The organism is Pseudomonas sp. DY-1 (assembly GCF_003626975.1).
GTDB lineage: Bacteria > Pseudomonadota > Gammaproteobacteria > Pseudomonadales > Pseudomonadaceae > Metapseudomonas.
The window spans coordinates 4,644,445-4,669,731 of sequence record NZ_CP032616.1; the positions used below are offsets into that span (position 1 = coordinate 4,644,445).

The window sequence follows — 25,287 nt, forward strand, 5'->3', positions numbered from 1 at the left end:
TAAGGCAAGCAGCCGGCGATCAGAGCCCGCGCAAGAAGTCCAACAGAAGCTCATTCACGTCCGCAGGGCGTTCCTGCTGCACCCAGTGCCCGGCGCCTTGCAGCAGGTGGCAGCCCCGCAACTCCGGTGCCGTGCGCGGGAGGGCCTCGATCAACTGGGGAATGCCCGGGAAATCCAGAACCGAGTCCCGAGCGCCTGCCATGAACAGGGCCGGCTGCCGGACACGGCAACCACGCCATGGCGACATGAGTTCGCAGGACGTCTTCAGGGTGCGGTACCAGTTCAGCCCACCGCGAAAGCCCGTGCGGGTGAACTCACTGGCGTAATAGGTTATGTCCTCTTCCGTGAGCCAGGGCGACAGCGTCGCCGGCTCCCGCATGTTGCCCAGGAAACCCCTCTCCAGTGCGATGCGACCGAACGCCGGTTCGCCCTGCCAATCGCCGGAGCCACAGTGCAGGATCTTGCGCATGGACGATTCGACGTCCCGCTCCAGCTCTGCCTCCGCCACGCCCGGCGCCTGGAAGTACTGGATGTAGAAGTCGTGGATTCCCCAGGTTTCCAGCGTGCTCAGGACGTCTGTCGGGTCGGGCGGCGAGTAGGGGACGCTTATCCCAACGACGGCCCGGAACAGGTCGGGCCGCAGTAGGGCGGCGGTCCAGGCCACCACGGCCCCCCAGTCGTGGCCGACGATGACTGCCTGCCGTTCCCCCAGGGCGCGGACCAGGCCGACCATGTCGCCTACCAGGTGCAAGCGGGTATAGGCCTCCACTGATGGCGGTGCGCTCGTGCCGCCGTATCCACGCATGTCCGGGGCCGCAACCCGGAATCCGGCGCCGGCCAGCGCCTGGAGCTGGTGTCGCCACGAGTACCAAAGCTCGGGGAAACCGTGGCAAAGGATTACCAGTGGTCCCTTCCCCTGCACCGCCACCCGCATTTGCAACCCGTCCCTGACCAGGGTGTTCAGTTGCAGGTCGCTCATGTCCGTCCCCCTCTGTCAGTTCAGCGTGGCCATGAGTGTCGGCAGGTTCGCCGCTGCCTGCTGCCGCGCCACGGACAGTTCCTTGAGCAGCGCATGGCGCTCCGTGTCCTCCGGCTGCACGTCGCGTATCACGGTCGTCATCAGGAACAGGCGGGAACTGAACAGCCACCGGAACAAGGCCTCGTTCTCGCGCCATTTCAGGAAGTTGCCCAGGTAGCTGTCCCAGATCCTGACCCAGTCCTCCGGGGTGTGTGGAGCCGGAACCGGCCGGCAGTTCGCATTCTTCTCGGCGTTGTCCGCGACGTGGCACTCGACGTAGGCGATCAGGGCCGCGGAAAACACTGGCTGGTTGTTGCTCACAAGGGTGAGGTTGATGCGCTCATCTTCGAACACCTGCGGCACCCGCCAGCCGGCCAGGCCACGGGCGCTGCAGTCGACGATCAGCGCCCCGGCAGGAATCTCGACGCGCCCTCGTTCGAGCTGGATATTCCCTGGCTCGACCGCCAGCACATGGCCCAGCCGGACCTTGTTGCCGATGCTGCGCAGGGCACGGAGTTCGGCCTGGGTGACGGTGGCGCCGCGATAGGCTGTCGGCGTGATGGCGGGATCGATGCGCAGCAGCTGGCCTGATCGTTCGAGGCGCTCGAACAGGTCGGCCAGCGAGCCGGCTGTGGCGATGGCCGAGTACTGTGCAGTGACGCCACGGACGCACTGCTCGAAAAACTCGAGGCCGGGTTGCAGGGTGGCGCGGTCTACCAGCCACGGATCGTTAGGCATGACCCAGTGGATCGACGTTGATGGCACGCCGTTCTTCAGTAGCCACAGGCAGGTGTCGATGCCGGTCTTGCCGCAACCGACCACTACATAGGCCCGCCATGGCTGGCTGATTGACGGCAGCGAATTGGGCGCCAGGCAGGTGACCCCCTGGCCGACCCGGTACCTGGGAGGGTGGGTGGAGGGAACCTCGGTCTGGGCGTGGGTACCGTCCACCAGCTTTCGGCGTACCTGCACGCGCAGTTCCTGGCCACTGAGCCGGGACCGGCAACGATGGTCGGAACCACGGTCGCCGATGTAGTCGTGCATGGGGAGGTAGCGTACCCGTCCCGACGGGAGGAATCGCTGGTTCATGACCTGGTCGTAATAACTGAGGATCTCTGCGGCGGAGGCCAGTTCGTACAGGCCTTCACCCAGCGCGGACAGATCTTTCTTGCCACTGCCAAGCTCTCGTGAGTTGACGCCATAGCAGGCTGAAGGCTGGTGCAGCCGTACAAAGGGGTAAGCATCGTTCCAGTGGCCGCCGGGATGGCCGTGCTGGTCGACCATCAGCACGGTAGCATTCGACTCGCTGAGCAGGGTGTCGACGAAGGCCATTGCCGAAGCCCCCGCGCCGATGACCAGATAATCGGTGTCCAGAAGCTCGGCACTCATGGCGACTGTCTCCGCGCAGCAGGTATACCCAACTGTTCAAGGCTAGCCCCACGGGGCTGGGGCTCCAGAACAAGAGCTGATTGCCGAGATAGCCAAGGACTCTATGACCGGTTGGCGGACGCTCCCGCACAGGGCTGTCGCACGGTTTCAGCGTTGCAGGCCAAGATGGCGGATCACCACGTCCTCGTTCGCCACCCGCTCCCAGACATCGTCCAGTAACTCCGCCGGATAGAAGGGCAGGGTGGTCAGCTCTTCGCGACTGATCCAGCCCACTTCGCGAATCTCGAACTCGTCGCCACCCAGGCCATTCAGGTTGGCCAGGCTGAGTTCGCCGCGCCAGGCATCGATCCGGTAGAACAGTTCCATGTGGAAACGCCCCATGGCCGGCTCGGCGAACTCGCGGACGTAGACCAGTGGGCCGACGTTCACGTCTAGACCGGTTTCTTCCCTGAACTCACGGCGCACCGTGTCGCGGGTGGATTCGTCGCTGACCGATTCGAAGCCGCCGCCAGGTGGAATCCAGTAGGTATCGTCCCCCACCACGTGCTTGACCAGCAGGATGCGGCCCTCGTGCACCAGCAGGCCGGCAGCGCGGATGCGATGGGTGAGTGGCGCGCTCATTGCCAGTCCAGCCGGGCGAGCTTCCATTCACCGTCGTCCAGCCACCATTCCAGCTTCACCGCGTAATGGCGTGCGCTGTCGGGGATAAGCCCCTCGGCGCCGGTGAGGGCCACCTGGGCGTCCGTATAGCCTTTCTCGCGGTAGGTCGGGTCAAGGCTGTTCGCCTTGCTGAGGGCGAGAACGCTGACGTTCTTGTGGCGCATGAAAAGCAGGGTCATGGTGCGCCTGGCCCAGTCCCGGTCGTTCTGTTGCTGGGCAATGAACTGCGGGTGCAACTGCTCCAGCACCGCGGTGGTTTTTTTCGCTTCGAGGTTCTCCTGCAGCCGTTGCACTGCCGCATCCAGCTCCGCTGCCGGGTCGTTCCGGCCACAACCGGCTAGGATTGCCAGAACGTATAGCATCGGCAGAGCGAACTTCCTGAGTAACATGCTGAACTCCTTTTTCCTCGTTATGATGCCCGGCAGATTAGAAGGCCGGACTCGCCCAGGAGTCGACCTTTCGCACAGATTCGGGAGCCCAGAATGCAGACTTTGTATCCGGAGATAAAACCCTACGCCCGGCATGAGCTGGCGGTGGATGCACCGCACGTACTCTACGTGGACGAGAGTGGCACGCCGGAAGGCCTGCCGGTGGTGTTCATCCACGGTGGCCCAGGAGCCGGCTGCGATGCCTTGAGCAGACGCTTCTTCGACCCGAACCTGTACCGCATCGTCACCTTCGACCAGCGCGGTTGTGGCCGTTCGACGCCGCACGCGACCCTGGAATCGAACACCACCTGGGACCTGGTCGCGGACCTCGAGCGCATTCGCCAGCACCTCGGGATCGACAAGTGGGTACTGTTCGGCGGCTCCTGGGGTTCCACCCTGTCCCTGGCGTACGCCCAGGCGCATCCGGAGCGCGTGCTCGGGCTGATCCTGCGCGGCATCTTCCTGTGCCGTCCGCAGGACTTCCACTGGTTCTACCAGGAAGGCTGCAGCCGGATGTTCCCGGACTACTGGGAGGATTACCTGGCGCCGATTCCGGCCGAGGAACACGGTGACCTGATGCAGGCGTTCTACAAGCGCCTGACCGGTCCCGACCAGATCGCCCAGATGCACGCCGCCAAGGCCTGGTCCACCTGGGAGGGCCGCACCGCGACCCTGCGCCCCAGCGCGCCGGTGGTGGAGCGCTTCAGCGAGCCGATGCGTGCCCTGTCCATCGCCCGCATCGAATGCCACTACTTCGTCAACAACGCCTTCCTCGAACCCAACCAGCTGCTTCGCGACATGCCGCGTATCGCGCATTTGCCGGGCGTGATCGTGCACGGCCGCTATGACGTCATCTGCCCCCTGGACAACGCCTGGGCGCTGCACAAAGCCTGGCCCAACAGTGAGTTGCAGATCGTCCGCGACGCCGGCCACGCCGCGTCCGAGGCTGGCATCACCGATGCCCTGGTGCGCGCTGCCAACCAGATGGCGCGCCGCCTGCTGGAACTGCCGCCCGAGGAAGACGCCTGATGAAGGCACTGCTGCAACGGGTCAGTGCCGCCCGCGTCGAAGTTGAAGGGGAGGTAGTCGGGGCCATCGACCAGGGCCTGCTGGTGCTGGTCGGCGTTGAGCCGCAGGACACCGAGACCAGCGCCGACAAACTACTGCACAAGCTGGTCAACTACCGCGTATTCGCCGATGCCGAGGGCAAGATGAACCTGTCCCTCGGGGCGGTCGGCGGCGGCCTGCTACTGGTTTCCCAGTTCACCCTGGCTGCCGATACGAAGAGCGGCCTGCGTCCCAGCTTTTCCACCGCCGCGTCGCCAGCGCGCGGCGAAGAGCTGTTCGACTACCTGGTGCACCAGGCTCGCCTCAAGCATCCACAGGTCGCCACTGGCCGCTTCGGCGCCAACATGCAGGTGCATCTGGTCAACGACGGGCCGGTCACTTTCCTGCTCGAAAGCTGAGCTGGCCCGATATCTGCTTCCTGCGACTCGCCATCCACGAAGATGCGGTTTAGCATGCGCGCCATGCCCCGTCGTTCGCGGGCTGGACAACAACAACGAGCTGCCCCATTAGCAGGCTGCTGAAAAACTACCTGCGTTGCCGATGCGTCGTTAAAGACAAACTCAAAATGCTCATTTACAGCACGTAAATTCCGCTTTTTCGTCTGTTTTTGCCTAGCCTCGACTGCCTCGTTAACGTTTTTCAACAAGCCGTTAGGAGAAAGAATGAAAAAGTTTCTCGCGTCACTGCTGTTCGCCGCCAGCGCGCTGACTGGCCTGGCCCACGCTGGCATGGTCGATGATGCAGTCAAGCGCGGCACCCTGCGTGTCGGCATGGACCCGACCTACATGCCCTTCGAAATGACCAACAAGCGCGGTGAAATCATCGGCTTCGAAGTCGACCTGCTCAAAGCCATGTCCAAGGCCATGGGCGTGAAGCTGGAACTGGTGTCCACCAGCTACGACGGCATCATCCCGGCCCTGCTGACCGACAAGTTCGACATGATCGGTTCCGGCATGACCCTGACCCAGGAGCGCAACCTGCGCATCAACTTCTCCGAGCCCTTCATCGTGGTTGGCCAGACCCTGCTGATCCGCAAGGAACTGCAAGGTGACATCAAGTCCTACAAGGACCTGAACGATGCCAAGTACCGCATCACCTCCAAGATCGGCACCACCGGCGAGATGGTCGCCAAGAAGCTGATCTCCAAGGCCCAGTACCACGGCTTCGACAACGAGCAGGAAGCGGTGATGGACGTGGTCAACGGCAAGGCCGACGCCTTCATCTACGACGCCCCGTACAACGTCGTTGCGGTGAACAAGGCCGGCGCCGGCAAGCTGGTGTTCCTGGAAGAGCCCTTCACCTTCGAACCCCTGGCCTTCGGCCTGAAGAAGGGCGACTACGACAGCCTGAACTGGATCAATAACTGGATGCACCAGATCCGCAACGACGGTACCTACGAGCGCATCCATGCCAAGTGGTTCAAGAAGACCGATTGGCTGAAAGAGATGGAATAAGCCCTGCGACGGCACTGCCCGCGCTGGCTCGACAGGCCCGGCCCACAAGGCCGGGCCTGCCTTTTGTTCCCCCGCCATGAGCGAGATTACCCTTGACTAGAAAACATCGCCGCAACTGGCCTTGGCACATCCTGACCGGACTGATCCTGGTCGTGATCGGATGGGGCCTCTGGTACTCCACTTCCCTGATTTCCTACGAATGGCGCTGGAATCGTGTGCCCCAGTACTTCGCCTACCAGGCGGAGGAAAGCCATCGCGCTGCCGATTACAGCACCGTCAGTGCCATTGCCGACGCCGGCGACAACGCCCGCGTGACCCTGACCGCCGAGGGCGGCGAGGAGCAGGTGCTGGAAGTGGCTCGCGACAGTCTGCAGGTGAGCCAGGGCGACGATGTTTCCGAGGGCGACCAGATTGGTGTTACCCGCCACTGGGCTGCTGGCCCACTGCTCTGGGGCCTCTGGACCACCCTGTGGATATCTGTCGTGTCCGGCGCCTTCGGCCTGGTGCTCGGCCTGTTCACCGGCCTTTGCCGCCTGTCCGGCAATCCCACTCTGCGCGACCTTTCAACCGTGTACGTCGAACTGGTACGTGGTACGCCGCTGCTGGTGCAGATATTCATCTTCTACTTCTTCATCGGCACCGTGCTGAACCTCTCCCGCGAATTCGCCGGAGTGGCGGCGCTAGCCCTGTTCACCGGTGCCTACGTGGGCGAGATCGTCCGCGCTGGCGTGCAGTCCATCGCCCGTGGCCAGAACGAGGCAGCGCGCTCCCTGGGCCTGACCGCCGGCCAGTCGATGCGTCACGTGATCCTGCCGCAAGCGTTCAAGCGCGTGCTGCCGCCCCTGGCTGGCCAGTTCATCAGCCTAGTCAAGGACACCTCGCTGGTGTCGGTAATCGCCATCACTGAACTGACCAAGAGCGGCCGCGAGGCGATCACGACCTCCTTCTCAACTTTCGAGATCTGGTTCTGCGTTGCCGCGCTCTACCTCGTCATCAACCTGCCGCTGTCGCAAATCGCCAGCCGTCTGGAGCGGAGGCTCGGGAAAAGTGATTGAAGTCAGAAATTTGGTGAAAGTCTTCGATGCCCGTGGCCATGAAGTGCGGGCTGTGGATAACGTCACCACGCAGGTGAAGCGTGGCGAAGTGGTGGTTGTGATCGGTCCCTCGGGCTCCGGCAAGTCCACCTTCCTGCGCTGCCTGAACGGTTTGGAAGAGCTGGATTCCGGTTCGGTGAGCATCGACGGTGTCGATCTCGCCAACCCGAAAACCGACGTGAACGCCTACCGCCGCGAAGTGGGCATGGTGTTCCAGCACTTCAACCTGTTCCCGCACATGACCGTACTGGAGAACCTCTGCCTGGCCCAGAAGGTCGTGCGCAAGCGCGGCAAGGCCGAGCGCGAGGCCAAGGCCCAAGCGCTGCTGGCCAAGGTCGGCATTGGGCAGAAGGCCAACGAGTACCCCTCGCGCCTGTCCGGTGGTCAGCAGCAGCGTGTCGCCATTGCCCGCGCCCTGTGCATGGAGCCCAAGGTGATGCTGTTCGACGAGCCCACCTCGGCGCTCGATCCGGAAATGGTCGGCGAAGTGCTGGACGTGATGAAGCAGCTCGCCCAGGAAGGCATGACCATGGTCTGCGTGACCCACGAGATGGGTTTTGCCCGCGAAGTGGCAGACCGGGTGCTGTTCTTCGACCACGGCAAGCTGCTGGAAGACGCGCCCCCCGCGCAATTCTTCGAGAAGCCGCAGGACCCGCGCGCGCAGAGCTTCCTGCGCCAGGTGCTCTGATCGATCCCAGTGGTGTCGGCTTTTTGTGGGGGCGAATTCATTCGCCAAGGGCAGCAACGCTGCCCCCTCCAACCTGCCAAGCGATTGAAATCGCCCCCCAGAAGGGCGTTGATACCGGGTATCTCAGTGCAGCGGCGTTGCCGGTTGCAGCTCATTCTCCGCCAGCCAGTCCTGGGCCAGCTCGCGTAGCCGCGCGGCCTCGAACTGGTGCCAGGCCTCCAGCAGCACTGGGTATTCCATCAGCACGTGGCGAAACGTGCGCGCCGGCTTGCGGCTCGCCAGGGCCTGTTCCAGGGCGGAATAGGCATGGGGATGGACCACTTCGTGGAGAAATTCCTGCATCAGCCGTAGCTCGTCGGCTTGGCCAAGGGGTTCCACCAGCAGAAAACGCTCGGGCTCCTCGCGCAGCAGGGCTTCCAGTTCGGGATCGGCGTCTTCTTCAGGGATCAGCAGCACCTTGCCGCTGAGAAGGTCGAGGTAGTGGTCGAGCCCCATGGTGTTGAGGGCGAAGGCAAGTTGGTCGAGGTCGATGGTCAGCGGGCGCATGGCTCAATCTCGATAGCGGAAAGGATGTTGTCAGCCTACGCCAGCGTCGCTTATCAGAACAGCCGCGCGAGCAGGGCGGTTACCGCTGTCTCCACACGCAGGATGCGTTCTCCGAGCTGCACCGGTTGTAGGCCGGCCTCGTGCAGTTTCTCGACCTCGTAAGGAATCCAGCCACCCTCGGGGCCAATGGCAAGGGTGATGGGTTCCTCTACCGCGCGGGGGCAGGGCGGGTGGTCGCCGGGGTGGCCCACCAGTCCCAGGGTGCCTGCGGCGAGTTGCGGCAGGCGGTCTTCGACGAAGGGCTTGAAGCGCTTCTCGATGATCACCTCGGGCAGCACGGTGTCCCTCGCTTGTTCAAGGCCCAGGATCAGCTGCTCACGGATGGCTGCAGGTTCCAGGAAGGGCGTTTGCCAGAAGCTTTTTTCCACGCGGTAGCTGTTCAGCAGGACCAGGCGCGGAACGCCCATGGCTGCGACGGTCTGGAGTACACGGCGGAGCATCTTCGGCCGGGGGAGGGCCAGCAGCAGGGTGATGGGAAGCTTGGCTGGCGGCGGCTGGTCGAAACTGACTTCCAGCTCCGCGTAGCTGGCTTCGAGGCTCAGCAGGCGGCCCTGGCCCATCTGGCCGCCGAGGCGGCCCACCCGCAGGCTGTCGCCTGCCTCAGCACGGTGGACCTCATGCAGGTGCTTGAGGCGACGGCCTTCCAGCCGTGCCCGGTCCGCCGCGATGAAGTCGGCGTCTTCGAGAAGAAGCAGGTTCACGGGCGAGTGGCGGGCGGCTGGTCGCCAGGTTCTTCCGCGTCGTCTTCCGGATGATCGCCACGTTTGCGGATCAGGCCACCGAAGAACACGCCGACCTCGAACAGCAGCCACATGGGCACGGCCAGCAAGGTCTGGGAGAAGATATCCGGCGGGGTCAGGACCATGCCCACCACGAAGCAACCGATGATCACGTAGGGGCGGATGCGCTTGAGGTAGCTCACATCCACCACACCGATCCAGATCAGCAGGATGACGGCCACGGGAATCTCGAAGGCCACGCCGAAGGCGAAGAACAGCGTCATCACGAAGTCGAGATAGCTGCTGATGTCGGTCATCATTGACACGCCTTCGGGCGTCACGCTGGCGAAGAAGTGGAAGATCAGCGGGAACACCAGGAAGTAGGCGAAGGCCATGCCGCCGTAGAACAGCACGATGCTCGAGACCAGCAGGGGCAGGGCGACGCGCTTCTCGTGCTTGTACAGGCCGGGCGCGATGAAGCCCCAGACCTGGTGCAGGATTACCGGCATGGCGAGGAACAGCGCCACCACCATGGTCAGCTTGAAGGGCGTGAGGAAGGGCGATGCCACGTCGGTGGCGATCATGGTTGCGCCTTCCGGCAGGTACTGGCGCAGCGGCGCCGATACCAGGGTGTAGATCTTCTGGGCGAAGTAGAACAGGCCGGCGAAGATCAGGAAGATCGCCGCCACGCAGCGCAGGAGGCGCGTACGCAGTTCAGTGAGGTGCGAGACCAGGGGCATTTCCTGGTCTTGTTCCGGCTTCTGGTCGCTCATGGGATGCGGGACGGCTGCTGCGGTTCAATGGGTGCCTGGGGCGATGGCTGAGACGGCGACGCGGCGTTGGAGGCCTGGACGGGCGCTGCCGGGTCGGTCTGGCTGGGGGCTGCCGTGCCTGGAGTTGCCGGGGCCTTGGCGGTTGCCGGTGCCGGCGCTGCCTGCACGGTTTGCGCAGCCGGGGCGCCGGGCGCCGGACTTGCCGGTGCGGAGTCGCCTTCAGGCTCTGCCTCGGAAAGCAGGGATTCGACCGTGGGAGGCACGATGCTTTCCTTGATCTGCTTTTCGAGCGCCATGATGTGTTCGTTATGCAGCTGGCGGCGGATCTCGTCGGCGCCGATTTCGCGCTCGACCTCGGTCTTGATCGCGTTGAAGCTGCGCTTGAGGCGCCCGATCCAGAGACCGGCCGTGCGCGCCGCGCCGGGCAGCCGTTCGGGCCCGAGCACCAGGAGTGCGATCAGGCCGATCAGCAGCAGTTCACCGAAGCTGATACCGAACATGGGTCATCAGTCCTTGCGGGTCACCGGGTCCTGCACCTGCTGAGCCTGGCCGTCGATGGTATGCGGCTGGTTCAGCGTGGCACCGGGTTGCTGCGCGGCAGTGGTCTGCTCGGGGGCCTTGTCGCCTTCCTCGGTGTTCATCGCCTTGCGGAAGCCCTTGATGGCTTCGCCGACGTCGGAACCGAGGTTTTTCAGGCGCTTGGTGCCGAAGACCAGCACGACGACGATGAGAATGACCAGCCAGTGTTTCCAGTCGAAGATGCCCATGGTGTGTTCCTCTTGATTGTCTTTGTCAGGCGGAGGGCTGGCGGGCGGCCTTTTCGGCGTGCCCGGACAGGCCAAAGCGACGGTCCAGTTCATCCAGTACGGCTTGGGGGTGCTGGCCGAGGGCGGCGAGCATGACCAGGCTATGGAACCAGAGGTCGGCGGTTTCGTAGATCAGGTCGCTGGCGTCGCCACTGACGGCGGCATCCTTGGCGGCGAGTATGGTTTCCACCGCTTCTTCACCGACCTTTTCCAAGATCTTGTTCAGGCCCTTGTGGTACAGGCTGGCGACGTAGGAGCTGTCGGCAGCGGCGTTCTTGCGCTCCTCCAGCACCTCGGCCAGGCGGGCGAGGGTATCACTCATGGCTGTTTCCTGCGGCATAGATGGCATGCGGATCCTTGAGTACGGGGTCAACGGTCTTCCAGCCACCATCCTCGAAGACACGGTAGAAGCAGCTTTCGCGACCAGTATGGCAGGCGATCCCGCCCAGCTGTTCGACCATCAGGATGACGACGTCGGCGTCGCAATCCAGGCGCAATTCGTGGAGACGCTGCACATGACCGGATTCCTCGCCCTTGCGCCACAACTTGCCACGGGAGCGTGACCAGTAGATGGCGCGGTTTTCGGCGGCGGTGAGGGTAAGGGCTTCGCGGTTCATCCAGGCCATCATCAGCACGCGGCCCGTCTTGTAGTCCTGGGCGATCGCCGGGACCAGGCCATCGGCGTTCCAGTGAATCTCTTCCAGCCAGTCTTTCATCGCGTCTTCCACAACTGGGCCGGCCTCAAGGGCCGGCGCTCGGATTCGAAATAGTGTGCCAGTGCCGTTCGGGGCTGGCTATCGGCGCAGCACCAGATATAGACCGCCGGCCAGCATAAGCCAGCTCGGCCAGGTGTCGGCAGTGGGGGCCAGGCCCTGTGTGGCTGCGCCGGCGATCAGCAGGGCGCCCAGCAGGCGCGCTGGCCATTGGTCGCTGGCTGGCTTCTCGGCCTTCTGCGGTGCGCTGGCGGGCAGCGCCAGGCGCTCCAGGGTGTCGCGGGCGATCTGCGACAGGTGCGGTACCTGCTCGGCCTGCTGCTGCAGGTTGCGCAGCAGTTGCAGCGGGCTGATGCGTTCGCGCATCCAGCGTTCGAGGAAGGGCTGGGCGGTGTTCCAAAGGTCCAGGTCCGGGTAGAGCTGGCGGCCCAGTCCTTCGATGTTCAACAGGGTCTTCTGCAGCAGCACGAGTTGCGGCTGGACTTCCATGTTGAAGCGGCGGGCGGTCTGGAACAGGCGCAGCAGCAGCTGGCCGAAGGAGATGTCTTTCAGCGGCTTCTCGAAGATGGGTTCGCAGACGGTGCGGATAGCCGCTTCGAAATCGTTGACCTTGGTTTCCGGCGGCACCCAGCCCGAGTCGATGTGGAGCTGGGCTACGCGGCGGTAGTCGCGCTTGAAGAAGGCGATCAGGTTGCGTGCGAGGTAGTCCTGGTCTTCTGGGGTGAGGCTGCCGATGATGCCGCAGTCGATGGCTATGTACTGCGGGTTCCAGGGTTGGCGGGTGGCGACGAAAATGTTGCCGGGGTGCATATCAGCGTGGAAGAAACTGTCGCGGAATACCTGGGTGAAGAAGATTTCCACGCCGCGTTCGGCCAGCAATTTCATATCGGTGCGTTGGTCGGCGAGGGTAGCGAGGTCCGTTACCGGAATGCCGTAGATGCGCTCCATCACCAGCACCTTGGGGCGGCACCAGTCCCAGTAGACCTGGGGCACGTAGAGCAGCGGCGAGCCATCGAAGTTGCGTCGCAGCTGGCTGGCGTTGGCTGCCTCTCGGAGCAGATCGAGCTCGTCGTAGATGGTCTTCTCGTAGTCGTCCACCACCTCCACCGGGCGCAGACGGCGGGCATCGGCGGATACGCGCTCGGCGAGCCGGGCGAGGATGAACAGCCAGGCGAGGTCCTGGCGAATGATCGGCCGCAGGTTGGGGCGGATCACCTTCACCACCACTTCTTCGCCGCTTTTCAGTTGCGCAGCATGGACCTGGGCCACCGACGCCGAGGCCAGTGGCTCGACGTCGAACCGGGCGAACACTTCGCTGACCTTGGCGCCCAATTGCTCTTCGATGCGCGCGACGGCTTTCGCCGGGGCGAATGGCGGTACCTGGTCCTGCAAGCGTGCCAACTCGTCGGCGATATCCGGTGGCATCAGGTCGCGGCGAGTCGAGAGCAACTGGCCGAACTTGATGAAGATCGGGCCGAGGTCTTCCAGGGCCAGGCGCAGGCGCTCGCCGCGGGACAGGCTGAGTTCCTTGCGCGGCAACCAGCGCCAGGGCAGGACGTGGCTCAGCGTGCGCAGCCACCAGGGCAGCGGCAGTTCGAGCAGCAGGTCATCGAGGCGGTAGCGGATGACGACCTGCTGGATGCGCAACAGGCGGCGGGCGGCGAGCAGCTTCATGCGTTGGGTTTGATTCTCTGGTTCAGACGCTCGACGCGAGCGTCGAGGCGATCGAGGGCGAGCTTGAGGCGGTCCAGTTCAGCGAAGCGTGCGTCGGCTTCGCGGCGGCCCACCAGGGTGCGCGACTCTTCGGCTAGGTAGTCGGCGAGATTCTGGCGCAGGCTTTCCAGGCCCTGTCCCGCCCAATTGGCGCGGAGCTTCAGATGGCCTGCGAGCAACTGGGTGCCGACTGGCCCGAGCCAGCGCGACAGCTCGTATTCCCAATCCAGTTCGAGGTCCTGGAGAATGGCGGCCAGCTCCAGCAACACGGCGCTGTCGCCTTCAAGGGTGACTTCCGGGCTGTGCAGGACGGCGGTCTTTTCCCGCGCTGTGGCCAGCTTCAGGAGGCTGCTGGCCGGAGCACGCAGACGGCAATCGGCGGGAGCGGACCAGTGGGCGGAAAGCTTCAGGCCGTCGCCACCAGGCAGCAGGAAAAGCGTCAGTGCCGGACTCTGGCAGTCGACTTCGATGACACTGCCCTCAAGGGCTGTCATGCGCGGCAGCGCCGTGCTGTCCAGCGTCAGCACCCGGTTCAGGCCGAGCTCGATACCGGCCAGCAGCGCCTGGGTCAGCATCAGGGCTTGATGCCGCGGTGCAGGGCGACGATGCCGCCGGTCATGTTGTGGTAGGTGACGCGTTCGAAGCCCGCCTCGACCATCATCGCCTTCAACGTTTCCTGGTCCGGGTGCATGCGGATCGACTCGGCCAGATAACGGTAGCTTTCAGCGTCATTGGTAATCAGCTTGCCCATCAGCGGCAGCAGGCTGAAGGAGTAGGCGTCGTAGGCCTTGGACAGCAGGCCGCTGGTGGGCTTGGAGAATTCCAGCACCAGAAGGCGGCCACCCGGCTTCAGCACGCGCAGCATCGAACGAATGGCTTCGTCCTTGTGAGTGACGTTGCGCAGGCCGAAGGCGATGGTGACCACGTCGAAGTGGTTATCGGGGAAAGGCAGCTTCTCGGCGTCGGCCTGGACGAAGCTGACGTTGCCGGCCACGCCGCTGTCCAGCAGCTTGTCGCGGCCTACCTTGAGCATGGAGGCGTTGATGTCGGCCAGCACCACTTCGCCGGTCATGCCGACCAGGCGGGAGAACTGGCGGGTGAGGTCGCCGGTACCACCGGCAATGTCCAGCACGCGGTTGCCCGGGCGTACGCCGGAAAGCTCGATGGTGAAGCGCTTCCACAGGCGGTGGACGCCCCCGGACATCAGGTCGTTCATCAGGTCGTACTTGGCCGCTACCGAGTGGAATACCTCGGCGACCTTGTCGGCCTTCTGGCTTTCGGGAACCTGCTGATAACCGAAGTGGGTCGTGGGTTCGGCGTCGTTGCCTTTGCGCTGATCGTTCATGTCGCTGCCACCGGAATTGAATGGCGGCCATTCTAATGCCCGCGTCCGGCTTTGTCTTGACGCCCGACGGCGGGGGACGCGGTCAGGGACCGTGGGCGCTGGTATATTCACGCGACCAAAGGTCGCAGTTCAGGAACCCCACATGTCCCGCATCCAAGTCGAACGTTCCCATGCCCTCGGTCGCGAGGCCGTCCGTGATAAAGCCGAGAAGCTGGCCGAGCGCCTGGCGCGCGAGTACGACGTGCGCTACCAATGGCGCGGAGACACCCTGGAATTCAAGCGCAGCGGCGCCGATGGGCAGATCGAAGTGAGCGCTTCGAAGGTGCGCGTGGAGGTCAAGCTGGGCCTGCTGCTGTCGGCCATGAGCGGCAGTATCAAGCGCGAGATCGAAAAAGCGCTGGACGAATACCTGGCCTGAATCAGAACCTCTCCGGGGCCGCCTTGCGGCCCTTCGCGAATGCAATCGCTTCCACTGGCAACTCACCTGAAGCAGCCAATCTCGCGGCTAGTATGCGGTTTCTAATTTTCCTCGCTACCTTGCGCTCAAGTCCTGAAAAAGGACGAGTCATCTACCATTCCGCGTGAGGTGCACCATGGCCAAAGTAGCCGTCAAGAAGAAACTCGAGAAAGCCGAAAGCAAGTCCACCGTCATTGGCGACGTGAAGCTCTACGCCCGCAAGATCTGGCTGGCTGGCCTGGGTGCCTATGCCAAGGCCGGCGCCGAAGGCGTCGATTACTTCAAGGAGCTGGTCAAGGCCGGCGAAGGCGTCGAGAAGCAGGGCAAGAAGCTCGTCGACGAGCAGGTCGAGGCGGCCAACAGCCAGTTCGACAGCGTGAAGAGCAGTGTCACCGGCGTGAAGGAAAAGGTCGAAGTTCAACTCGACAAGATCGAGAAGGCGTTCGACAACCGTGTGGCCAGTGCTCTCAATCGCATTGGTATTCCCTCCCGGCAGGACGTTGAGGCACTCTCTGCTAAGCTTGATGAGCTGAGCGCGTTGCTCGAGCACGTCGCGCGAACCAAATAAGGAGAGCAGGATGGCTGGCAAGAAGAAAACCGATAAAGACACCAACTCCTGGATCGGCGAGATCGAGAAATACTCGCGCCAGATCTGGCTGGCTGGCTTGGGGGCCTACTCGAAGGTCAGTAACGACGGCTCCAAGCTGTTCGATACGCTGGTCAAGGATGGTGAGAAGGCTGAAAAGCAGGCCAAGACCGAAGTGGACAAGCAGGTAGACGCGGTCAAGTCGAAGGTCGGCGCCCGCGTGGGCACGGCCAAGTCCAAGGTTGAAGAGGTCAAGGGCAAGGCGATCGGCAAATGGGGTGAGCTGGAGGAGGCTTTCGACAAGCGTCTGAATAGCGCCATTTCCCGTCTCGGCGTGCCCAGCCGCAGTGAAGTCAAGGACCTGCAAGGCAAGGTGGATTCCCTGACCAAGCAGCTCGAGAAGCTCACCGGCGTGTCGGCGAAATCGGTCAAGCCCGCTGCTGCAAAGACTGCCGCCAAACCGGCTGCCAAAGCTGCTGCGAAACCCGCCGCCAAGCCTGCTGCGAAACCTGCTGCCAAGGTTGCCGCTGCCAAGCCGGCACCCAAGGCTGCGGCTGCCAAACATGCTGCTGCAAAACCGGCCGCCAAGCCAGCTGCAAAGGCTGCTGCGAAGCCGGCGGCTGCGGCCAAGCCCGCTGCCAAACCAGCGGCGAAGCCTGCTGCCTCGAAGCCCGCCGCAGCGAAACCTGCTGCCAAGCCGGCAGCTGCAAAACCGGCAGTGGCCAAACCCGCCGCCGCGAAAAAACCGGCAGTGAAGAAGCCCGCTGCGCCCAAGGCGGCCGCCAAGCCTGCCGCTCCGGCAGCTGCTCCCGCGGCACCGGTTGCAGCCGCTACCCCGGCGCCCAGCGCGGCACCGGCAGCAGCACCGGCTCCGGCAGCACCGGCAACTCCGCCGGCCAGCCAGTCCTGAGCTTTATCGGTATGACGAAAACGCCCGGCTTTGCCGGGCGTTTTCGTTTCAGGTTTCCCGGTAGCGCCGGGCGAGGTTTTCGGCAGCGTGCCGGGAGCCTGGGCGCAAATGCGGGGCGACCAGCATCATCACCTGATAGACCACCAGACGTATCTCGCCGCCGCTGCCCAGCACGCGCTGGTAGTCGAGGGAGAACAACAGGGTCAGGGTGATCTGCTCCACCAGTTGGCCAAGGGCCTCGGTATCGCTCACCAACTGGTCCTCGGACTTCAAACGTGCCAGCAGGGCAGCCAGGGTACGCTTGAGGTGGTTCAGCCAGTTGCGCATGCCGCGGGCCAGCTTGGGAAGGCGGCCGGCCAGGTTGGACAAGTCCTGGAACAGGAAACGGTACTGGGACAGGCGCTCCACGATCAGATGCAGGAACAGCCAGTAATCCTCGGCGTCGAGTTGCGCGTCGGCTGGCGGGTCAAGCAGCGGTGCCAGCTCTTCCTGGAAGCGCTCGAACAGCGCCATCACCAGCGGTTCCTTACCATGGAAGTGGTAGTAGAGATTGCCGGGGCTGATGCCCAGTTCGGTGGCTATTTCCAGGGTGGTGACGTTGGGTTCGCCGTTGAGGTTGAACAGCTCGAGGGCGCATTCGAGGATGCGGTCGCGGGTCTTCATCCAGGTTTCTTGCCAGGCACTCAAAGAAGAATTGAAGGGCCGGCCGGCTACTTGCCCGGCCGGCCCGCATAGGTATCAGCGCACGTGAACGTAAGTGCCGGGGGCGGCCTCCATCGGCGGATAGTCCTGATTGCCCAGCGCCATGATGGTTTCCCGTTGCTCGCCGGAGCGCTCCTGGATCCAGCCCAACCACTTGCCCCACCAGCTACCTTGCACATGCTTGGCATCGTAGTACCAGGCGCGGGGATCGGAGCTGAGTTTGCCGTTCTCGTAGTAGTTCGCCTTGGGGTTGCCCGGCGGATTGAGGATGCTCTGGATGTGGCCGCTGTTGGACAGTACGAAATGACTGTCTCCACCCAGCAGCAGCGCGGATCGGTAGACCGCGTCCCAGGGGGTGATGTGGTCGTTGATGCCGGCCACGCTGAAGCTGTCCACCGTGACCTTCTGCAGGTCGATGGAGGTGCCGCAGATCTCCAGCCCACCGCTGCGGGCCAGCGGGTTGTGCTTGAAGAAGTCCAGCATGTCGCCGTGCAGCGCGGCGGGCAGGCGGGTGTTGTCGTTGTTCCAGTAGAGGATGTCGAACGCCGGTGGTTCGCGGCCCAGCAGGTAGTTGTTGACGAAGTAGTTCCACACCAGGTCGTTGGGACGCATCCAGGCGAAGATCTTGGCCATGTCCTTGCCGTCCAGGACGCCAGCCTGGTACGACCGACGCTTGGCAGCTTCCAGGGTCTGCTCATCGGCGAAAAGCGCGGCGGGACTGTCCACCTGGCTGTCCAGCAGGCTGACCAGGTAAGTGGCACTGGTGACCTTGCGCAATTGACGACGCGCTTGCAAGTGGCCCTGCAGTGCGGCAATGGTGAGGCCCCCTGCGCAAGCGCCCGCCAGGTTGACTTCCTTGCTGCCAGTGATGGCGCGGCAGGCCTCGAAGGCCTCTTCGAGGGCCTGCACATAGGTCGACAAGCCCCATTCGCGGTGTCGCGCATCAGGGTTGCGCCAGCTCACCATGAACACCTGCAGGCCATTCTTAAGGGCGTACTGGACGAAGCTCTTATCCGGGGCGAGGTCGAAGATGTAGTACTTGTTGATCTGCGGTGGCACCACCAGCAGTGGGCGCAGGTACTGCTTCTCGCTCATCGGCTTGTACTGGATCAGCTCCAGCAGCTCGTTGCGGTAGACCACTGCACCCGGCGTGTTGGCGAGGTTGCGGCCGATCTCGAAGGCATGTTTGCTGACCTGACTGGGCATGCCGTCGTTGTGCAGCAGGTCGTCCACCAGATGGCCGATACCCTTGATCAGGCTGAGGCCGCCGGTGTTGAACAGCTCCTTCACTGCTAGCGGGTTGAGCAGGCTGTTGGTAGGCGACAGGGCATCGCTGAGCTGGGCCATCACGAAGCGAGCCCGGGCGCGGTCGTCGTCGCTGAGGTCGCTCTCGTCGATCCAGGTGCTGAGTTGCTTCTGCCAGGCGAGGTAAACCTGCAGGCCTCGGCGGTAAAAGGGGTTGTGCTGCCAGGACGGGTCGGCGAAGCGGCTGTCCTGCGGATTGGGCTGGTGCAGGGTATCGCCGAGCAGTACGCGACCGACCTGGCCACCGAAGGCGAGCATGTGTCGTGCGCTGTGCACCGGATGCCGCAGTCCTTGCAGCGCCAGGTTGCGTACGGTGGAAAACAGATCCTTGCCGCGCAGGCCGACAATGGCGTTCTGTGCGTTCATGAATGCGGCTGGTGCCGGCAAGGTGCCCGGGACTTGTTTTTCTCGCATGGGGCAGCGCTCCGTATTCGGTCCGTGGTTCAGGAGGTCTACAGCAAGGGTTGTACCATCACGAGCCCGAAGTGCATTCCAGACTATCGCGGGCAGAATTCAAGTTGATGACAGCGCGCACCGCTCTGGTTCGGGCGCCTGGCTGCCGCCCCACAAGGGAGCGGTAGCGTTTCAGCCACTACGTAGCGGCTGTGCTTGTGGGTGGATCACCGCGCGGTGACGCTCCTCGGCAAGGAACTTCATGATGATCGGAGCCACCGTTTCGGCACGCGTCACGAGGAACAGGTGACCGTCGTCGATGACGTGAAGTTCCGCATTGGGAATTCGCCAGGCCAGCAGGCGCATGTTCACCAGGGGAATGATCGGATCGTCGTCGCCTGCCAGGACCAGGGTGGGTTGGCGGATGCGGTGCAGCCAGTGAATGCTGGTCCAGCCGAGGCCTGCGAACAGCTGCCAGTAGTAGCCCATCTTACCGGACGAGCGCACCTTGCTGGCGTGGGCCATGGCCAGACCAGGGTCGCGGCGGAACGCGCCGCCATAGATGTCCGGCGCGATGTGTACGCCGTAAGAAGGCTGTATGTAGCGTCGCGGGCTCGCCATGCGCCAGAGCACCTTGGGCTTGCCGGGCACCATCACGGCGCCGGCCGAGGTGGCGGCGAGAATCAGTTTCTTGCAGCGCTCCGGGTAGTCGTAGGCGAACTGCTGTGCCAGTGCGCCGCCCCAGGACACACCGATGGCGCTGACCTGGCCGTAATCCAGATAGTCCAGCATGCGCGCGGCGAGCTTTGCCAGGCCGGAGAAACGGTAGGGCGTGCGCGGGGTGGATGAACCGCCGACACCGGGTACGTCGAAGGCGATTACTTCCAGGTCCGGGTCCAGGGCCTGGACGAAGGGGAACACCAACTCGAGGTTGGCGCCGATGCCATTGAAGATCAGCAGCGGCGTCATGTGCGACTGCCCGGGGCGTACGGCGGTGCGGATGGTCTGGCCATCCAGCTCGATGGTGCGAAATACGAAAGGTAGCGGCATGCGCAAAGCCCTATTGATTAGAAAACCGAGGGAAGCCTTCGCAGGCTCCCCCCGAATCCGCCAGGCTGTGCCTGACCTGCGCCACTGGCGGATGCCAGCAGCGCGTAGGGCACTTCCCGGTGCCATGGGCAGTAGTGCGCAGGGCGCAGTCTGTCATCGCTCGTGCACATAGGTACCGGGCGAAGCTTCACCGGCCGGGAAGGCCTTGTTGCCCAGGGTGAAGTTGGCTTTCTTGGTTTTGCCGGAGCGCTCGCCGATCCATTGCTGCCAGTGCAGCCACCAGGAGTCGGCGTGCTTGGTGGCATTCTCCAGCCAGAGTTTGGGATCGGCCGGCATTTCGCTGCTGGTGGAGAAGCGTGCCTTGGGATTGCCCGGTGGGTTCAGGATGCTCTGGATGTGGCCGCTGTTGGACAGCACGAACTCGCACTTGCCGCCGAGCAGTCGCGCCGAGCGATAGCAGGCTTCCCAGGGCGTGATGTGGTCCGAGGTGCCGGCCAGGCAGTAGAAGTCGCAGGTGACCTGCTTGAGATCGATGGGTGTGCCGCAGACTTCCAGGGCGTTGGGGCGGGTCAACGGGTTGGTCTTGAACATCTCCACCAGCTCGCCGTGGAAGGCGGCGGGCAGGCGCGTGGTGTCGTTGTTCCAGTAGAGGATGTCGAATGCCGGCGGCTCGTTGCCGAGCAAGTAGTTGTTGACCCAGTAGTTCCAGATCAGGTCGTTGGGGCGCATCCAGGCGAAGACCTTGGCCATATCCTTGCCTTCCAGCACACCGGCCTGGTACGAGCGGCGCTTGGCGGCTTCCAGGGTTTGTTCATCGGCGAACAGGGCGACCTGGGTGTCGAGGTTGAAGTCGAGCACGCTGACCATCTGGGTAAAGGCGTTGACCTTGTTCTCGCCAATGGCCTGGTAGTGGCCGAGCAGGGCGACGGTGGTGATGCCGCCGGAGCAGGCCCCAAGCATGTTGAGGTCCTTGCTGCCAGTGATCTTCAAGACTACGTCGATCGTGTCCTTGAGGGCCTGGATGTAGGTGGACAGACCCCATTCGCGCTGTGCCTTGGTCGGGTTGCGCCAGCTGATGATGAAAGTCTGCAGGCCGTTGCGCAGGCAGAAGCGCGCCAGGCTTTTTTCCGGTGATAGGTCGAAGACGTAGAACTTGTTGATCTGCGGCGGTACTACCAGCAACGGGCGTTCGTGCACGCTTTCGGTGATGGGTTTGTACTGGATCAGTTCGAGGACATCGTTGCGATAGACCACGGCACCTTCGGTGGTGGCGACGTTCTGGCCGACCTCGAAGGCATCCATGTTCACCTGGCTGGGCATGCCGCCGTTGTTCACCAGGTCCTTGGCCAGATGGGAGAGGCCATCGAGCAGGCTCTTGCCGCCCGTCTCGAAGAAGCGCTTGACCGCGGCCGGGTTGGCCATGCTGTTGGTGGGCGCCATGGCTTCGGTCATCAGATTGATGACGAAGTGTCCGCGGCTGGTGTCCTGGCTCGACAGGTTGCTTTCCTCGATCCAGCTATGCAGCTCCTTGCGCCAGGCCAGGTAAGTCTGCAGGTAGCGCCTGTAGAGCGGGTTCTGGCTCCAGGCCGGGTCATTGAAACGGCGGTCATCGGCTTCTGGTTGCAGCCCGGATTGGCCGAGCAGCACGTTCTTCAGTTCCAGGCCGAAATGGGCGACGTGTCTTGCACTGTGGAAAGGCTGCCTGATGGCCTGCAACAGCACCATCCGCGCTGAAGACAGCAAGTCCTTGCCGCGGATCCCTATAACCGGATTGAGGTTCAGGGTGTTATCCGAGGCCTGGCGCTGCAAATCTTCATTGTTCTTGTTGCTCATCTACGACGCTCCATTGTCCTGAGTCGAACAGCGCCCTGGCGGAACAGCGCGCTGACACGCTCGGGTTACCGGGAAGGCGAAGCGAACTTCGCGAATTTCTCTGTATCTGGCGATGCCAAATGCATGGAACTTGCCAGAACTTGGTTACCCGAGTTTGTCAGTTTGCGCAAGCAGACCGCAGAGAGTTCGCTGCAGCGGGAGTATGTCGCGAGCGTTTAGAAAAAGCGCCCTAACCTTGGGCGGTCAGGGCTGGATTGGGGCGCGGCCTGCACCGCTTCAGAGCATGAGCTTGACGACGGACTCATCCGGGTCGCGGGAGCGGCCGGCAGCTGCAAGCTCCTGCAGATAATCGCTCCACAGTGCTTGCTGGCGGGTGGCGAGTTCGTAGAGGTAGTCCCAGGTGAAGAGACCGCTGTCGTGACCGTCGTCGAAGGTCAATTTCAGGGCATAGTTGCCAGCCGGCTCAAGCTTGGTCAGGCCGACGTTCAGCTTGCCGTACTGGAGGATGGGCTTGCCGTGGCCCTGTACTTCCGCTGAGGGGGAATGCACGCGCAGGAACTCTGCGCTCAGCGTGTAGCTTTCATCCGGCCCGTACTTCAGCGTCAAGGTCCTGGAGGCCTTGTGCAGTTCGATACCGCTGGGGATGCGCATGTCGGGGTCTCCAAACGAAGATAGCCGGCGCGTGCCGGCTATCTTCAGTGTGCACCTGTCAGAGAATGTAGCGCGACAGGTCTTCGTCCTGGGCAAGCTCGCCGAGATGGCCGTTCACGTAGGCAGCATCAATGTGGATCGGCGTCTCGTCGTGTTGCGCGGCGAGGTCGCCGGCGCTGAAGGAAACCTCTTCCAGCAGGCGCTCGAGCAGGGTGTGCAGGCGACGGGCGCCGATGTTCTCGGTCTTCTCGTTGACCTGCCAGGCAATCTCGGCAAGACGTTTGATGCCGTCCGGGGCGAACTCGATGTTCAGGCCTTCGGTCTTCAGCAACGCGCTGTACTGTTCGGTCAGCGATGCATGGGGCTCGGTGAGGATGCGTTCGAAGTCTTCCGGCGACAGTGCCTTGAGCTCGACGCGGATCGGCAGGCGGCCCTGCAGTTCCGGCACCAGGTCGCTGGGCTTGGACAGGTGGAACGCGCCGGAGGCGATGAACAGGATGTGGTCGGTCTTCACCATGCCCAGCTTGGTGTTCACGGTGCAGCCTTCGATCAACGGCAGCAGATCGCGCTGCACGCCCTCGCGGGAGACATCGGCGCCGCCGACATTGCCGCGCTTGGCCACCTTGTCGATCTCATCGATGAAGACGATGCCGTTCTGTTCCACGGCTTCCAGCGCGGCGGCTTTCAGCTCGTCCTCGTTGACCAGGCGCGCTGCTTCTTCGTCGCGCACCAGCTTCATGGCTTCCTTGACCTTCAGCTTGCGGGCCTTGCGCTTGCCCTTGCCGAGGTTGGAGAAGAGGTTCTGCAGCTGGTTGGTCATTTCCTCCATGCCGGGCGGGGCCATGATTTCGACGCCGGCCGGGGACTCGGCAACTTCGATGTCGATTTCCTTGTCATCGAGTTGGCCTTCGCGCAGGCGCTTGCGGAACAGCTGGCGGGTGTTGGAATCCTCACGGGGCTGCTCGTCGCCGAAACCGGTGCGTGCCGGGGGCAGCAGGGCGTCGAGGATGCGATCTTCGGCGGCGTCTTCGGCGCGATAGCGCACGCGATGCATTTCCTGCTCGCGCATCATCTTCACGGCGGCGTCGGCCAGGTCGCGAATGATCGACTCGACGTCGCGGCCGACGTAGCCCACCTCGGTGAACTTGGTCGCTTCGACCTTGATGAAGGGCGCGTTGGCGAGCTTCGCCAGGCGGCGAGCGATCTCGGTCTTGCCGACGCCGGTCGGGCCGATCATCAGGATGTTCTTCGGCGTTACTTCGGCGCGCAGCTCGGCCGGCAGCTGCATGCGGCGCCAGCGGTTGCGCAAGGCGATGGCGACTGCGCGCTTGGCGTCGTCCTGGCCCACGATGTGGCGGTTGAGTTCGTGGACGATTTCGCGGGGCGTCATGGACATGAAAGTGGCTCCATTGCGGGACGGCGGCCTTACTCGGCGCTGTCCAGCTCCTCGATGGTCAGGTTCTGGTTGGTGAACACGCAAATGGAGCCGGCGATGTTCAGGGCGGTCTCGGTCACTTCGCGGGCGGACAGCTCGGTATGTTGCAGCAGCGCCAGGGCGGCGGCCTGGGCGAATCCGCCGCCGGAGCCCATGGCGATCAGGCCCTGTTCGGGTTCGACCACGTCACCGTTGCCGGTGATGATCAGCGAGGCATCCTTGTTGGCCACGGCGAGCATGGCTTCCAGGCGACTCAGGGAGCGATCGGTGCGCCAGTCCTTGGCCAGCTCGACGGCGGCCCGGACGAGGTGGCCCTGATGTTTTTCCAGCTGGCCTTCGAAGCGCTCGAACAGGGTGAAGGCGTCAGCGGTGGCACCGGCGAAGCCGGCCAGGACCTGGCCGTGGTAAAGACGGCGGACCTTGCGGGCATTGCTTTTCATGACGGTGTTGCCGAGGGAAACCTGGCCGTCGCCGCCCATGACGACTTTGCCGTTGCGGCGGACTGAAACGATGGTGGTCAAGGGGAGAGTCTCCACGCAGCGGGGCGAAATGCCCGAATGGAAACTCAGATGGGGGGCCGTGCCCGGGTTTTCAACCGGGCACGGACGATTGGCAGACTGTTGAAGAACTACCTGCGTTGCCTGTGCTCGCTTTGAAACAGGCTGAAAATGCTCATTTACAACGCGTAAACTCCGCTTTCTCGCCTGTTTCTGCCTCGCATCGACTGCATCGCCGACGTTTTTCAACGAGCCGTCGGCAGCTCAACGGCTTTGGCGCTGCTGTAACAGCAAATTGCTGAATCCGCTGCCGGCCAGTTGCTTCTGCGCCGAGGCGAGTTGTTCGCGATTGGCGTAGGGCCCGACGAGGACGCGGTACCAGGTTTCCTCGCGAACGGTGCCGGATTCCACCTGGACATTCTGTCCGAGAAGGATGATCTGCGCTCGCACCCGGTCGGCGTCGTCGCGCTTGCGGAACGAGCCGGCCTGGAGGAAGAACTGATTGGTGACCGGCGCCTTGGCTACCACCGGCGGCGCGGGTGGCGGGGTCTCGCCGTTGAGAGCGGCCTGGGCACGCGCAGCGTCGATCTTCGCGGCTTCTTCCGGGGTAACCGGCTTCTGCTCCGGCGGCGTGGCTGGTGTCTCCTTGGGCACAGCTTCCGGCGGCACTATCACTTCTGATTCCGGCAACAGCGTGTAGAAGTCGTACTTTGGCTTCGCCGGCTCCTGGGGGGGCGGCGTTGTCGGCTTGCCCTGGACCTGGGCCTTGCCGACATCGCTGGCGGTCTTGCCGCTGGCGGCACCGGTCGCGGCCTGTTCGGGCTTGGTCCGGCGCACTTCGTCGCGGCCCGGCTCGAGCTGGTTCAGGAATACCACGAAACCACCGATGACCAGGCCGATGGCCAGCCAGACCCAGCCGGGCACCGGCTTCTTGGCCGGCGCCTGGTAGCGGCTGGCCCCGCGCTTGGGTGCAGCTTTTTTCTTCGCCATAGTC

30 protein-coding genes are annotated in these 25,287 nt (G+C 63.5%); 8 read left to right on the forward strand and 22 right to left on the reverse strand.

The genetic code is table 11. The features are described 5' to 3' along the window. Positions 1–19: 19 nt before the first annotated feature. The 4 genes from D6Z43_RS21880 to D6Z43_RS21895 all read right to left on the reverse strand — a co-directional run bounded on the left by D6Z43_RS21880 (position 20) and on the right by D6Z43_RS21895 (position 3,456). Entirely contained in the window at positions 20–979 is a 960-nt protein-coding gene (locus tag D6Z43_RS21880; protein ID WP_120654133.1) for an alpha/beta fold hydrolase, read from the reverse strand. A 15-nt stretch (positions 980–994) separates the two neighbouring features. Further along, complete coding sequence (locus tag D6Z43_RS21885) at positions 995–2,407, reverse strand: FAD/NAD(P)-binding protein (RefSeq protein WP_120654134.1); 1,413 nt, start codon at positions 2,405–2,407, stop codon at positions 995–997. Positions 2,408–2,554: 147 nt separating this feature from the next. Beyond that, positions 2,555–3,028 carry an NUDIX hydrolase gene (locus tag D6Z43_RS21890; protein WP_120654135.1) on the reverse strand — a complete coding sequence of 158 codons (474 nt, stop codon included), beginning with the start codon at positions 3,026–3,028 and terminating at the stop codon, positions 2,555–2,557. Beyond that, positions 3,025–3,456 carry a hypothetical protein gene (locus tag D6Z43_RS21895; RefSeq protein WP_120654136.1) on the reverse strand — a complete coding sequence of 144 codons (432 nt, stop codon included), beginning with the start codon at positions 3,454–3,456 and terminating at the stop codon, positions 3,025–3,027. Before D6Z43_RS21895 ends, D6Z43_RS21890 begins: the two co-directional genes overlap by 4 nt. Positions 3,457–3,549: 93 nt before the next feature. Between D6Z43_RS21895 and pip the strand changes: the two genes are divergently transcribed. The 5 genes from pip (at position 3,550) to D6Z43_RS21920 (ending at position 7,799) form a co-directional block, all read left to right on the forward strand. Then, the gene (gene pip / locus D6Z43_RS21900) at positions 3,550–4,524 is read left to right on the forward strand and encodes a prolyl aminopeptidase (protein WP_120654137.1); all 975 of its coding nucleotides are present in this window, start codon (positions 3,550–3,552) and stop codon (positions 4,522–4,524) included. Next, entirely contained in the window at positions 4,524–4,961 is a 438-nt protein-coding gene (gene dtd / locus D6Z43_RS21905; RefSeq protein WP_120654138.1) for a D-aminoacyl-tRNA deacylase, read from the forward strand. Before pip ends, dtd begins: the two co-directional genes overlap by 1 nt. A 264-nt stretch (positions 4,962–5,225) precedes the next feature. Further along, the gene (locus tag D6Z43_RS21910) at positions 5,226–6,017 is read left to right on the forward strand and encodes a transporter substrate-binding domain-containing protein (RefSeq protein WP_120654139.1); all 792 of its coding nucleotides are present in this window, start codon (positions 5,226–5,228) and stop codon (positions 6,015–6,017) included. A 92-nt stretch (positions 6,018–6,109) separates the two neighbouring features. Next, a complete protein-coding gene (locus D6Z43_RS21915) occupies positions 6,110–7,072 on the forward strand; it encodes an amino acid ABC transporter permease (RefSeq protein ID WP_120654140.1) in 963 nt (320 codons plus the stop codon). After that, positions 7,065–7,799, forward strand: coding sequence for an amino acid ABC transporter ATP-binding protein (locus D6Z43_RS21920; protein WP_028629825.1), 735 nt, complete (start codon positions 7,065–7,067; stop codon positions 7,797–7,799). The genes D6Z43_RS21915 and D6Z43_RS21920 overlap by 8 nt, the downstream gene beginning before the upstream one ends. 123 nt (positions 7,800–7,922) lie before the next feature. Here the strand turns inward: D6Z43_RS21920 and D6Z43_RS21925 are convergent, their stop codons facing one another. The 10 genes from D6Z43_RS21925 to ubiE form a co-directional block, all read right to left on the reverse strand. Next, entirely contained in the window at positions 7,923–8,345 is a 423-nt protein-coding gene (locus D6Z43_RS21925) for a UPF0158 family protein (RefSeq protein WP_120654141.1), read from the reverse strand. A gap of 53 nt (positions 8,346–8,398) precedes the next feature. Further along, a complete protein-coding gene (locus tag D6Z43_RS21930; RefSeq protein ID WP_120654142.1) occupies positions 8,399–9,106 on the reverse strand; it encodes a 16S rRNA (uracil(1498)-N(3))-methyltransferase in 708 nt (235 codons plus the stop codon). Next, the gene (gene tatC / locus D6Z43_RS21935; RefSeq protein WP_077524723.1) at positions 9,103–9,897 is read right to left on the reverse strand and encodes a twin-arginine translocase subunit TatC; all 795 of its coding nucleotides are present in this window, start codon (positions 9,895–9,897) and stop codon (positions 9,103–9,105) included. Before tatC ends, D6Z43_RS21930 begins: the two co-directional genes overlap by 4 nt. Next, positions 9,894–10,397, reverse strand: a complete 504-nt coding sequence (tatB, locus tag D6Z43_RS21940; protein WP_120654143.1) for a Sec-independent protein translocase protein TatB — start codon at positions 10,395–10,397, stop codon at positions 9,894–9,896. The genes tatC and tatB overlap by 4 nt, the downstream gene beginning before the upstream one ends. Before the next feature lie 6 nt (positions 10,398–10,403). Beyond that, complete coding sequence (locus tag D6Z43_RS21945) at positions 10,404–10,664, reverse strand: twin-arginine translocase TatA/TatE family subunit (protein ID WP_120654144.1); 261 nt, start codon at positions 10,662–10,664, stop codon at positions 10,404–10,406. Positions 10,665–10,689: 25 nt separating this feature from the next. After that, positions 10,690–11,025 (reverse strand): phosphoribosyl-ATP diphosphatase, encoded by a 336-nt coding sequence (locus D6Z43_RS21950; protein WP_120654145.1) that lies wholly within the window; start codon positions 11,023–11,025, stop codon positions 10,690–10,692. Beyond that, positions 11,018–11,419, reverse strand: coding sequence for a phosphoribosyl-AMP cyclohydrolase (hisI, locus tag D6Z43_RS21955; RefSeq protein ID WP_120654146.1), 402 nt, complete (start codon positions 11,417–11,419; stop codon positions 11,018–11,020). Before hisI ends, D6Z43_RS21950 begins: the two co-directional genes overlap by 8 nt. A gap of 78 nt (positions 11,420–11,497) precedes the next feature. After that, the gene (gene ubiB, locus D6Z43_RS21960; RefSeq protein WP_120654147.1) at positions 11,498–13,090 is read right to left on the reverse strand and encodes a ubiquinone biosynthesis regulatory protein kinase UbiB; all 1,593 of its coding nucleotides are present in this window, start codon (positions 13,088–13,090) and stop codon (positions 11,498–11,500) included. Beyond that, positions 13,087–13,704 carry an SCP2 domain-containing protein gene (locus tag D6Z43_RS21965; protein WP_120654148.1) on the reverse strand — a complete coding sequence of 206 codons (618 nt, stop codon included), beginning with the start codon at positions 13,702–13,704 and terminating at the stop codon, positions 13,087–13,089. Before D6Z43_RS21965 ends, ubiB begins: the two co-directional genes overlap by 4 nt. After that, positions 13,704–14,474, reverse strand: coding sequence for a bifunctional demethylmenaquinone methyltransferase/2-methoxy-6-polyprenyl-1,4-benzoquinol methylase UbiE (gene ubiE, locus D6Z43_RS21970; protein ID WP_120654149.1), 771 nt, complete (start codon positions 14,472–14,474; stop codon positions 13,704–13,706). Before ubiE ends, D6Z43_RS21965 begins: the two co-directional genes overlap by 1 nt. Before the next feature lie 142 nt (positions 14,475–14,616). On the opposite strand from ubiE, the gene D6Z43_RS21975 reads away from it, so the two are divergent. From D6Z43_RS21975 to D6Z43_RS21985, 3 genes are all read left to right on the forward strand, one after another. Further along, complete coding sequence (locus D6Z43_RS21975) at positions 14,617–14,892, forward strand: polyhydroxyalkanoic acid system family protein (protein WP_120654150.1); 276 nt, start codon at positions 14,617–14,619, stop codon at positions 14,890–14,892. 175 nt (positions 14,893–15,067) lie between these two features. Next, positions 15,068–15,499 (forward strand): phasin family protein, encoded by a 432-nt coding sequence (locus tag D6Z43_RS21980; RefSeq protein ID WP_120654151.1) that lies wholly within the window; start codon positions 15,068–15,070, stop codon positions 15,497–15,499. Positions 15,500–15,509: 10 nt separating this feature from the next. Then, the gene (locus D6Z43_RS21985; protein ID WP_120654152.1) at positions 15,510–16,427 is read left to right on the forward strand and encodes a phasin family protein; all 918 of its coding nucleotides are present in this window, start codon (positions 15,510–15,512) and stop codon (positions 16,425–16,427) included. Positions 16,428–16,475: 48 nt separating this feature from the next. Here D6Z43_RS21985 and D6Z43_RS21990 read toward each other — a convergent pair whose 3' ends face one another. The 8 genes from D6Z43_RS21990 to D6Z43_RS22025 form a co-directional block, all read right to left on the reverse strand. Then, positions 16,476–17,090, reverse strand: a complete 615-nt coding sequence (locus D6Z43_RS21990) for a TetR/AcrR family transcriptional regulator (protein ID WP_120654153.1) — start codon at positions 17,088–17,090, stop codon at positions 16,476–16,478. A 75-nt stretch (positions 17,091–17,165) separates the two neighbouring features. Next, entirely contained in the window at positions 17,166–18,848 is a 1,683-nt protein-coding gene (gene phaC / locus D6Z43_RS21995; RefSeq protein WP_120654154.1) for a class II poly(R)-hydroxyalkanoic acid synthase, read from the reverse strand. A gap of 171 nt (positions 18,849–19,019) precedes the next feature. Then, a complete protein-coding gene (gene phaZ / locus D6Z43_RS22000) occupies positions 19,020–19,877 on the reverse strand; it encodes a poly(3-hydroxyalkanoate) depolymerase (protein WP_120654155.1) in 858 nt (285 codons plus the stop codon). A 153-nt stretch (positions 19,878–20,030) separates the two neighbouring features. Next, the gene (phaC, locus tag D6Z43_RS22005; RefSeq protein ID WP_120654156.1) at positions 20,031–21,710 is read right to left on the reverse strand and encodes a class II poly(R)-hydroxyalkanoic acid synthase; all 1,680 of its coding nucleotides are present in this window, start codon (positions 21,708–21,710) and stop codon (positions 20,031–20,033) included. Positions 21,711–21,986: 276 nt separating this feature from the next. Then, positions 21,987–22,361, reverse strand: a complete 375-nt coding sequence (locus D6Z43_RS22010; RefSeq protein WP_120654157.1) for a gamma-butyrobetaine hydroxylase-like domain-containing protein — start codon at positions 22,359–22,361, stop codon at positions 21,987–21,989. Positions 22,362–22,419: 58 nt separating this feature from the next. Continuing rightward, the gene (gene hslU, locus D6Z43_RS22015; protein ID WP_120654158.1) at positions 22,420–23,757 is read right to left on the reverse strand and encodes an HslU--HslV peptidase ATPase subunit; all 1,338 of its coding nucleotides are present in this window, start codon (positions 23,755–23,757) and stop codon (positions 22,420–22,422) included. Between the two features lie 29 nt (positions 23,758–23,786). Next, positions 23,787–24,317: an ATP-dependent protease subunit HslV gene (hslV, locus tag D6Z43_RS22020; protein WP_069086003.1), complete on the reverse strand. Its 531-nt coding sequence runs from the start codon at positions 24,315–24,317 to the stop codon at positions 23,787–23,789. A gap of 240 nt (positions 24,318–24,557) precedes the next feature. After that, the gene (locus D6Z43_RS22025; protein ID WP_120654159.1) at positions 24,558–25,283 is read right to left on the reverse strand and encodes an SPOR domain-containing protein; all 726 of its coding nucleotides are present in this window, start codon (positions 25,281–25,283) and stop codon (positions 24,558–24,560) included. Between the last annotated feature and the right edge of the window lie 4 nt (positions 25,284–25,287).

Bases quoted from the DNA above. Each gene is read 5' to 3' on its own strand.
- tatC (WP_077524723.1), bottom strand. From the start codon at position 9,897: ATGAGCGACCAGAAGCCGGAACAAGACCAGGAAATGCCCCTGGTCTCG.
- phaC (WP_120654154.1), bottom strand. From the start codon at position 18,848: ATGCGAGAAAAACAAGTCCCGGGCACCTTGCCGGCACCAGCCGCATTC.
- D6Z43_RS21950 (WP_120654145.1), bottom strand. From the start codon at position 11,025: ATGAGTGATACCCTCGCCCGCCTGGCCGAGGTGCTGGAGGAGCGCAAG.
- phaZ (WP_120654155.1), bottom strand. From the start codon at position 19,877: ATGCCGCTACCTTTCGTATTTCGCACCATCGAGCTGGATGGCCAGACC.
- D6Z43_RS21985 (WP_120654152.1), top strand. From the start codon at position 15,510: ATGGCTGGCAAGAAGAAAACCGATAAAGACACCAACTCCTGGATCGGC.
- D6Z43_RS22010 (WP_120654157.1), bottom strand. From the start codon at position 22,361: ATGCGCATCCCCAGCGGTATCGAACTGCACAAGGCCTCCAGGACCTTG.
- D6Z43_RS21895 (WP_120654136.1), bottom strand. From the start codon at position 3,456: ATGTTACTCAGGAAGTTCGCTCTGCCGATGCTATACGTTCTGGCAATC.
- hisI (WP_120654146.1), bottom strand. From the start codon at position 11,419: ATGAAAGACTGGCTGGAAGAGATTCACTGGAACGCCGATGGCCTGGTC.
- phaC (WP_120654156.1), bottom strand. From the start codon at position 21,710: ATGAGCAACAAGAACAATGAAGATTTGCAGCGCCAGGCCTCGGATAAC.
- D6Z43_RS21910 (WP_120654139.1), top strand. From the start codon at position 5,226: ATGAAAAAGTTTCTCGCGTCACTGCTGTTCGCCGCCAGCGCGCTGACT.
- dtd (WP_120654138.1), top strand. From the start codon at position 4,524: ATGAAGGCACTGCTGCAACGGGTCAGTGCCGCCCGCGTCGAAGTTGAA.
- ubiB (WP_120654147.1), bottom strand. From the start codon at position 13,090: ATGAAGCTGCTCGCCGCCCGCCGCCTGTTGCGCATCCAGCAGGTCGTC.
- D6Z43_RS21925 (WP_120654141.1), bottom strand. From the start codon at position 8,345: ATGCGCCCGCTGACCATCGACCTCGACCAACTTGCCTTCGCCCTCAAC.
- ubiE (WP_120654149.1), bottom strand. From the start codon at position 14,474: ATGAACGATCAGCGCAAAGGCAACGACGCCGAACCCACGACCCACTTC.
- hslU (WP_120654158.1), bottom strand. From the start codon at position 23,757: ATGTCCATGACGCCCCGCGAAATCGTCCACGAACTCAACCGCCACATC.
- D6Z43_RS21975 (WP_120654150.1), top strand. From the start codon at position 14,617: ATGTCCCGCATCCAAGTCGAACGTTCCCATGCCCTCGGTCGCGAGGCC.
- D6Z43_RS21885 (WP_120654134.1), bottom strand. From the start codon at position 2,407: ATGAGTGCCGAGCTTCTGGACACCGATTATCTGGTCATCGGCGCGGGG.
- D6Z43_RS21890 (WP_120654135.1), bottom strand. From the start codon at position 3,028: ATGAGCGCGCCACTCACCCATCGCATCCGCGCTGCCGGCCTGCTGGTG.
- tatB (WP_120654143.1), bottom strand. From the start codon at position 10,397: ATGTTCGGTATCAGCTTCGGTGAACTGCTGCTGATCGGCCTGATCGCA.
- D6Z43_RS21965 (WP_120654148.1), bottom strand. From the start codon at position 13,704: ATGCTGACCCAGGCGCTGCTGGCCGGTATCGAGCTCGGCCTGAACCGG.
- pip (WP_120654137.1), top strand. From the start codon at position 3,550: ATGCAGACTTTGTATCCGGAGATAAAACCCTACGCCCGGCATGAGCTG.
- D6Z43_RS21945 (WP_120654144.1), bottom strand. From the start codon at position 10,664: ATGGGCATCTTCGACTGGAAACACTGGCTGGTCATTCTCATCGTCGTC.
- D6Z43_RS21990 (WP_120654153.1), bottom strand. From the start codon at position 17,090: ATGAAGACCCGCGACCGCATCCTCGAATGCGCCCTCGAGCTGTTCAAC.
- D6Z43_RS21880 (WP_120654133.1), bottom strand. From the start codon at position 979: ATGAGCGACCTGCAACTGAACACCCTGGTCAGGGACGGGTTGCAAATG.
- D6Z43_RS22025 (WP_120654159.1), bottom strand. From the start codon at position 25,283: ATGGCGAAGAAAAAAGCTGCACCCAAGCGCGGGGCCAGCCGCTACCAG.
- D6Z43_RS21980 (WP_120654151.1), top strand. From the start codon at position 15,068: ATGGCCAAAGTAGCCGTCAAGAAGAAACTCGAGAAAGCCGAAAGCAAG.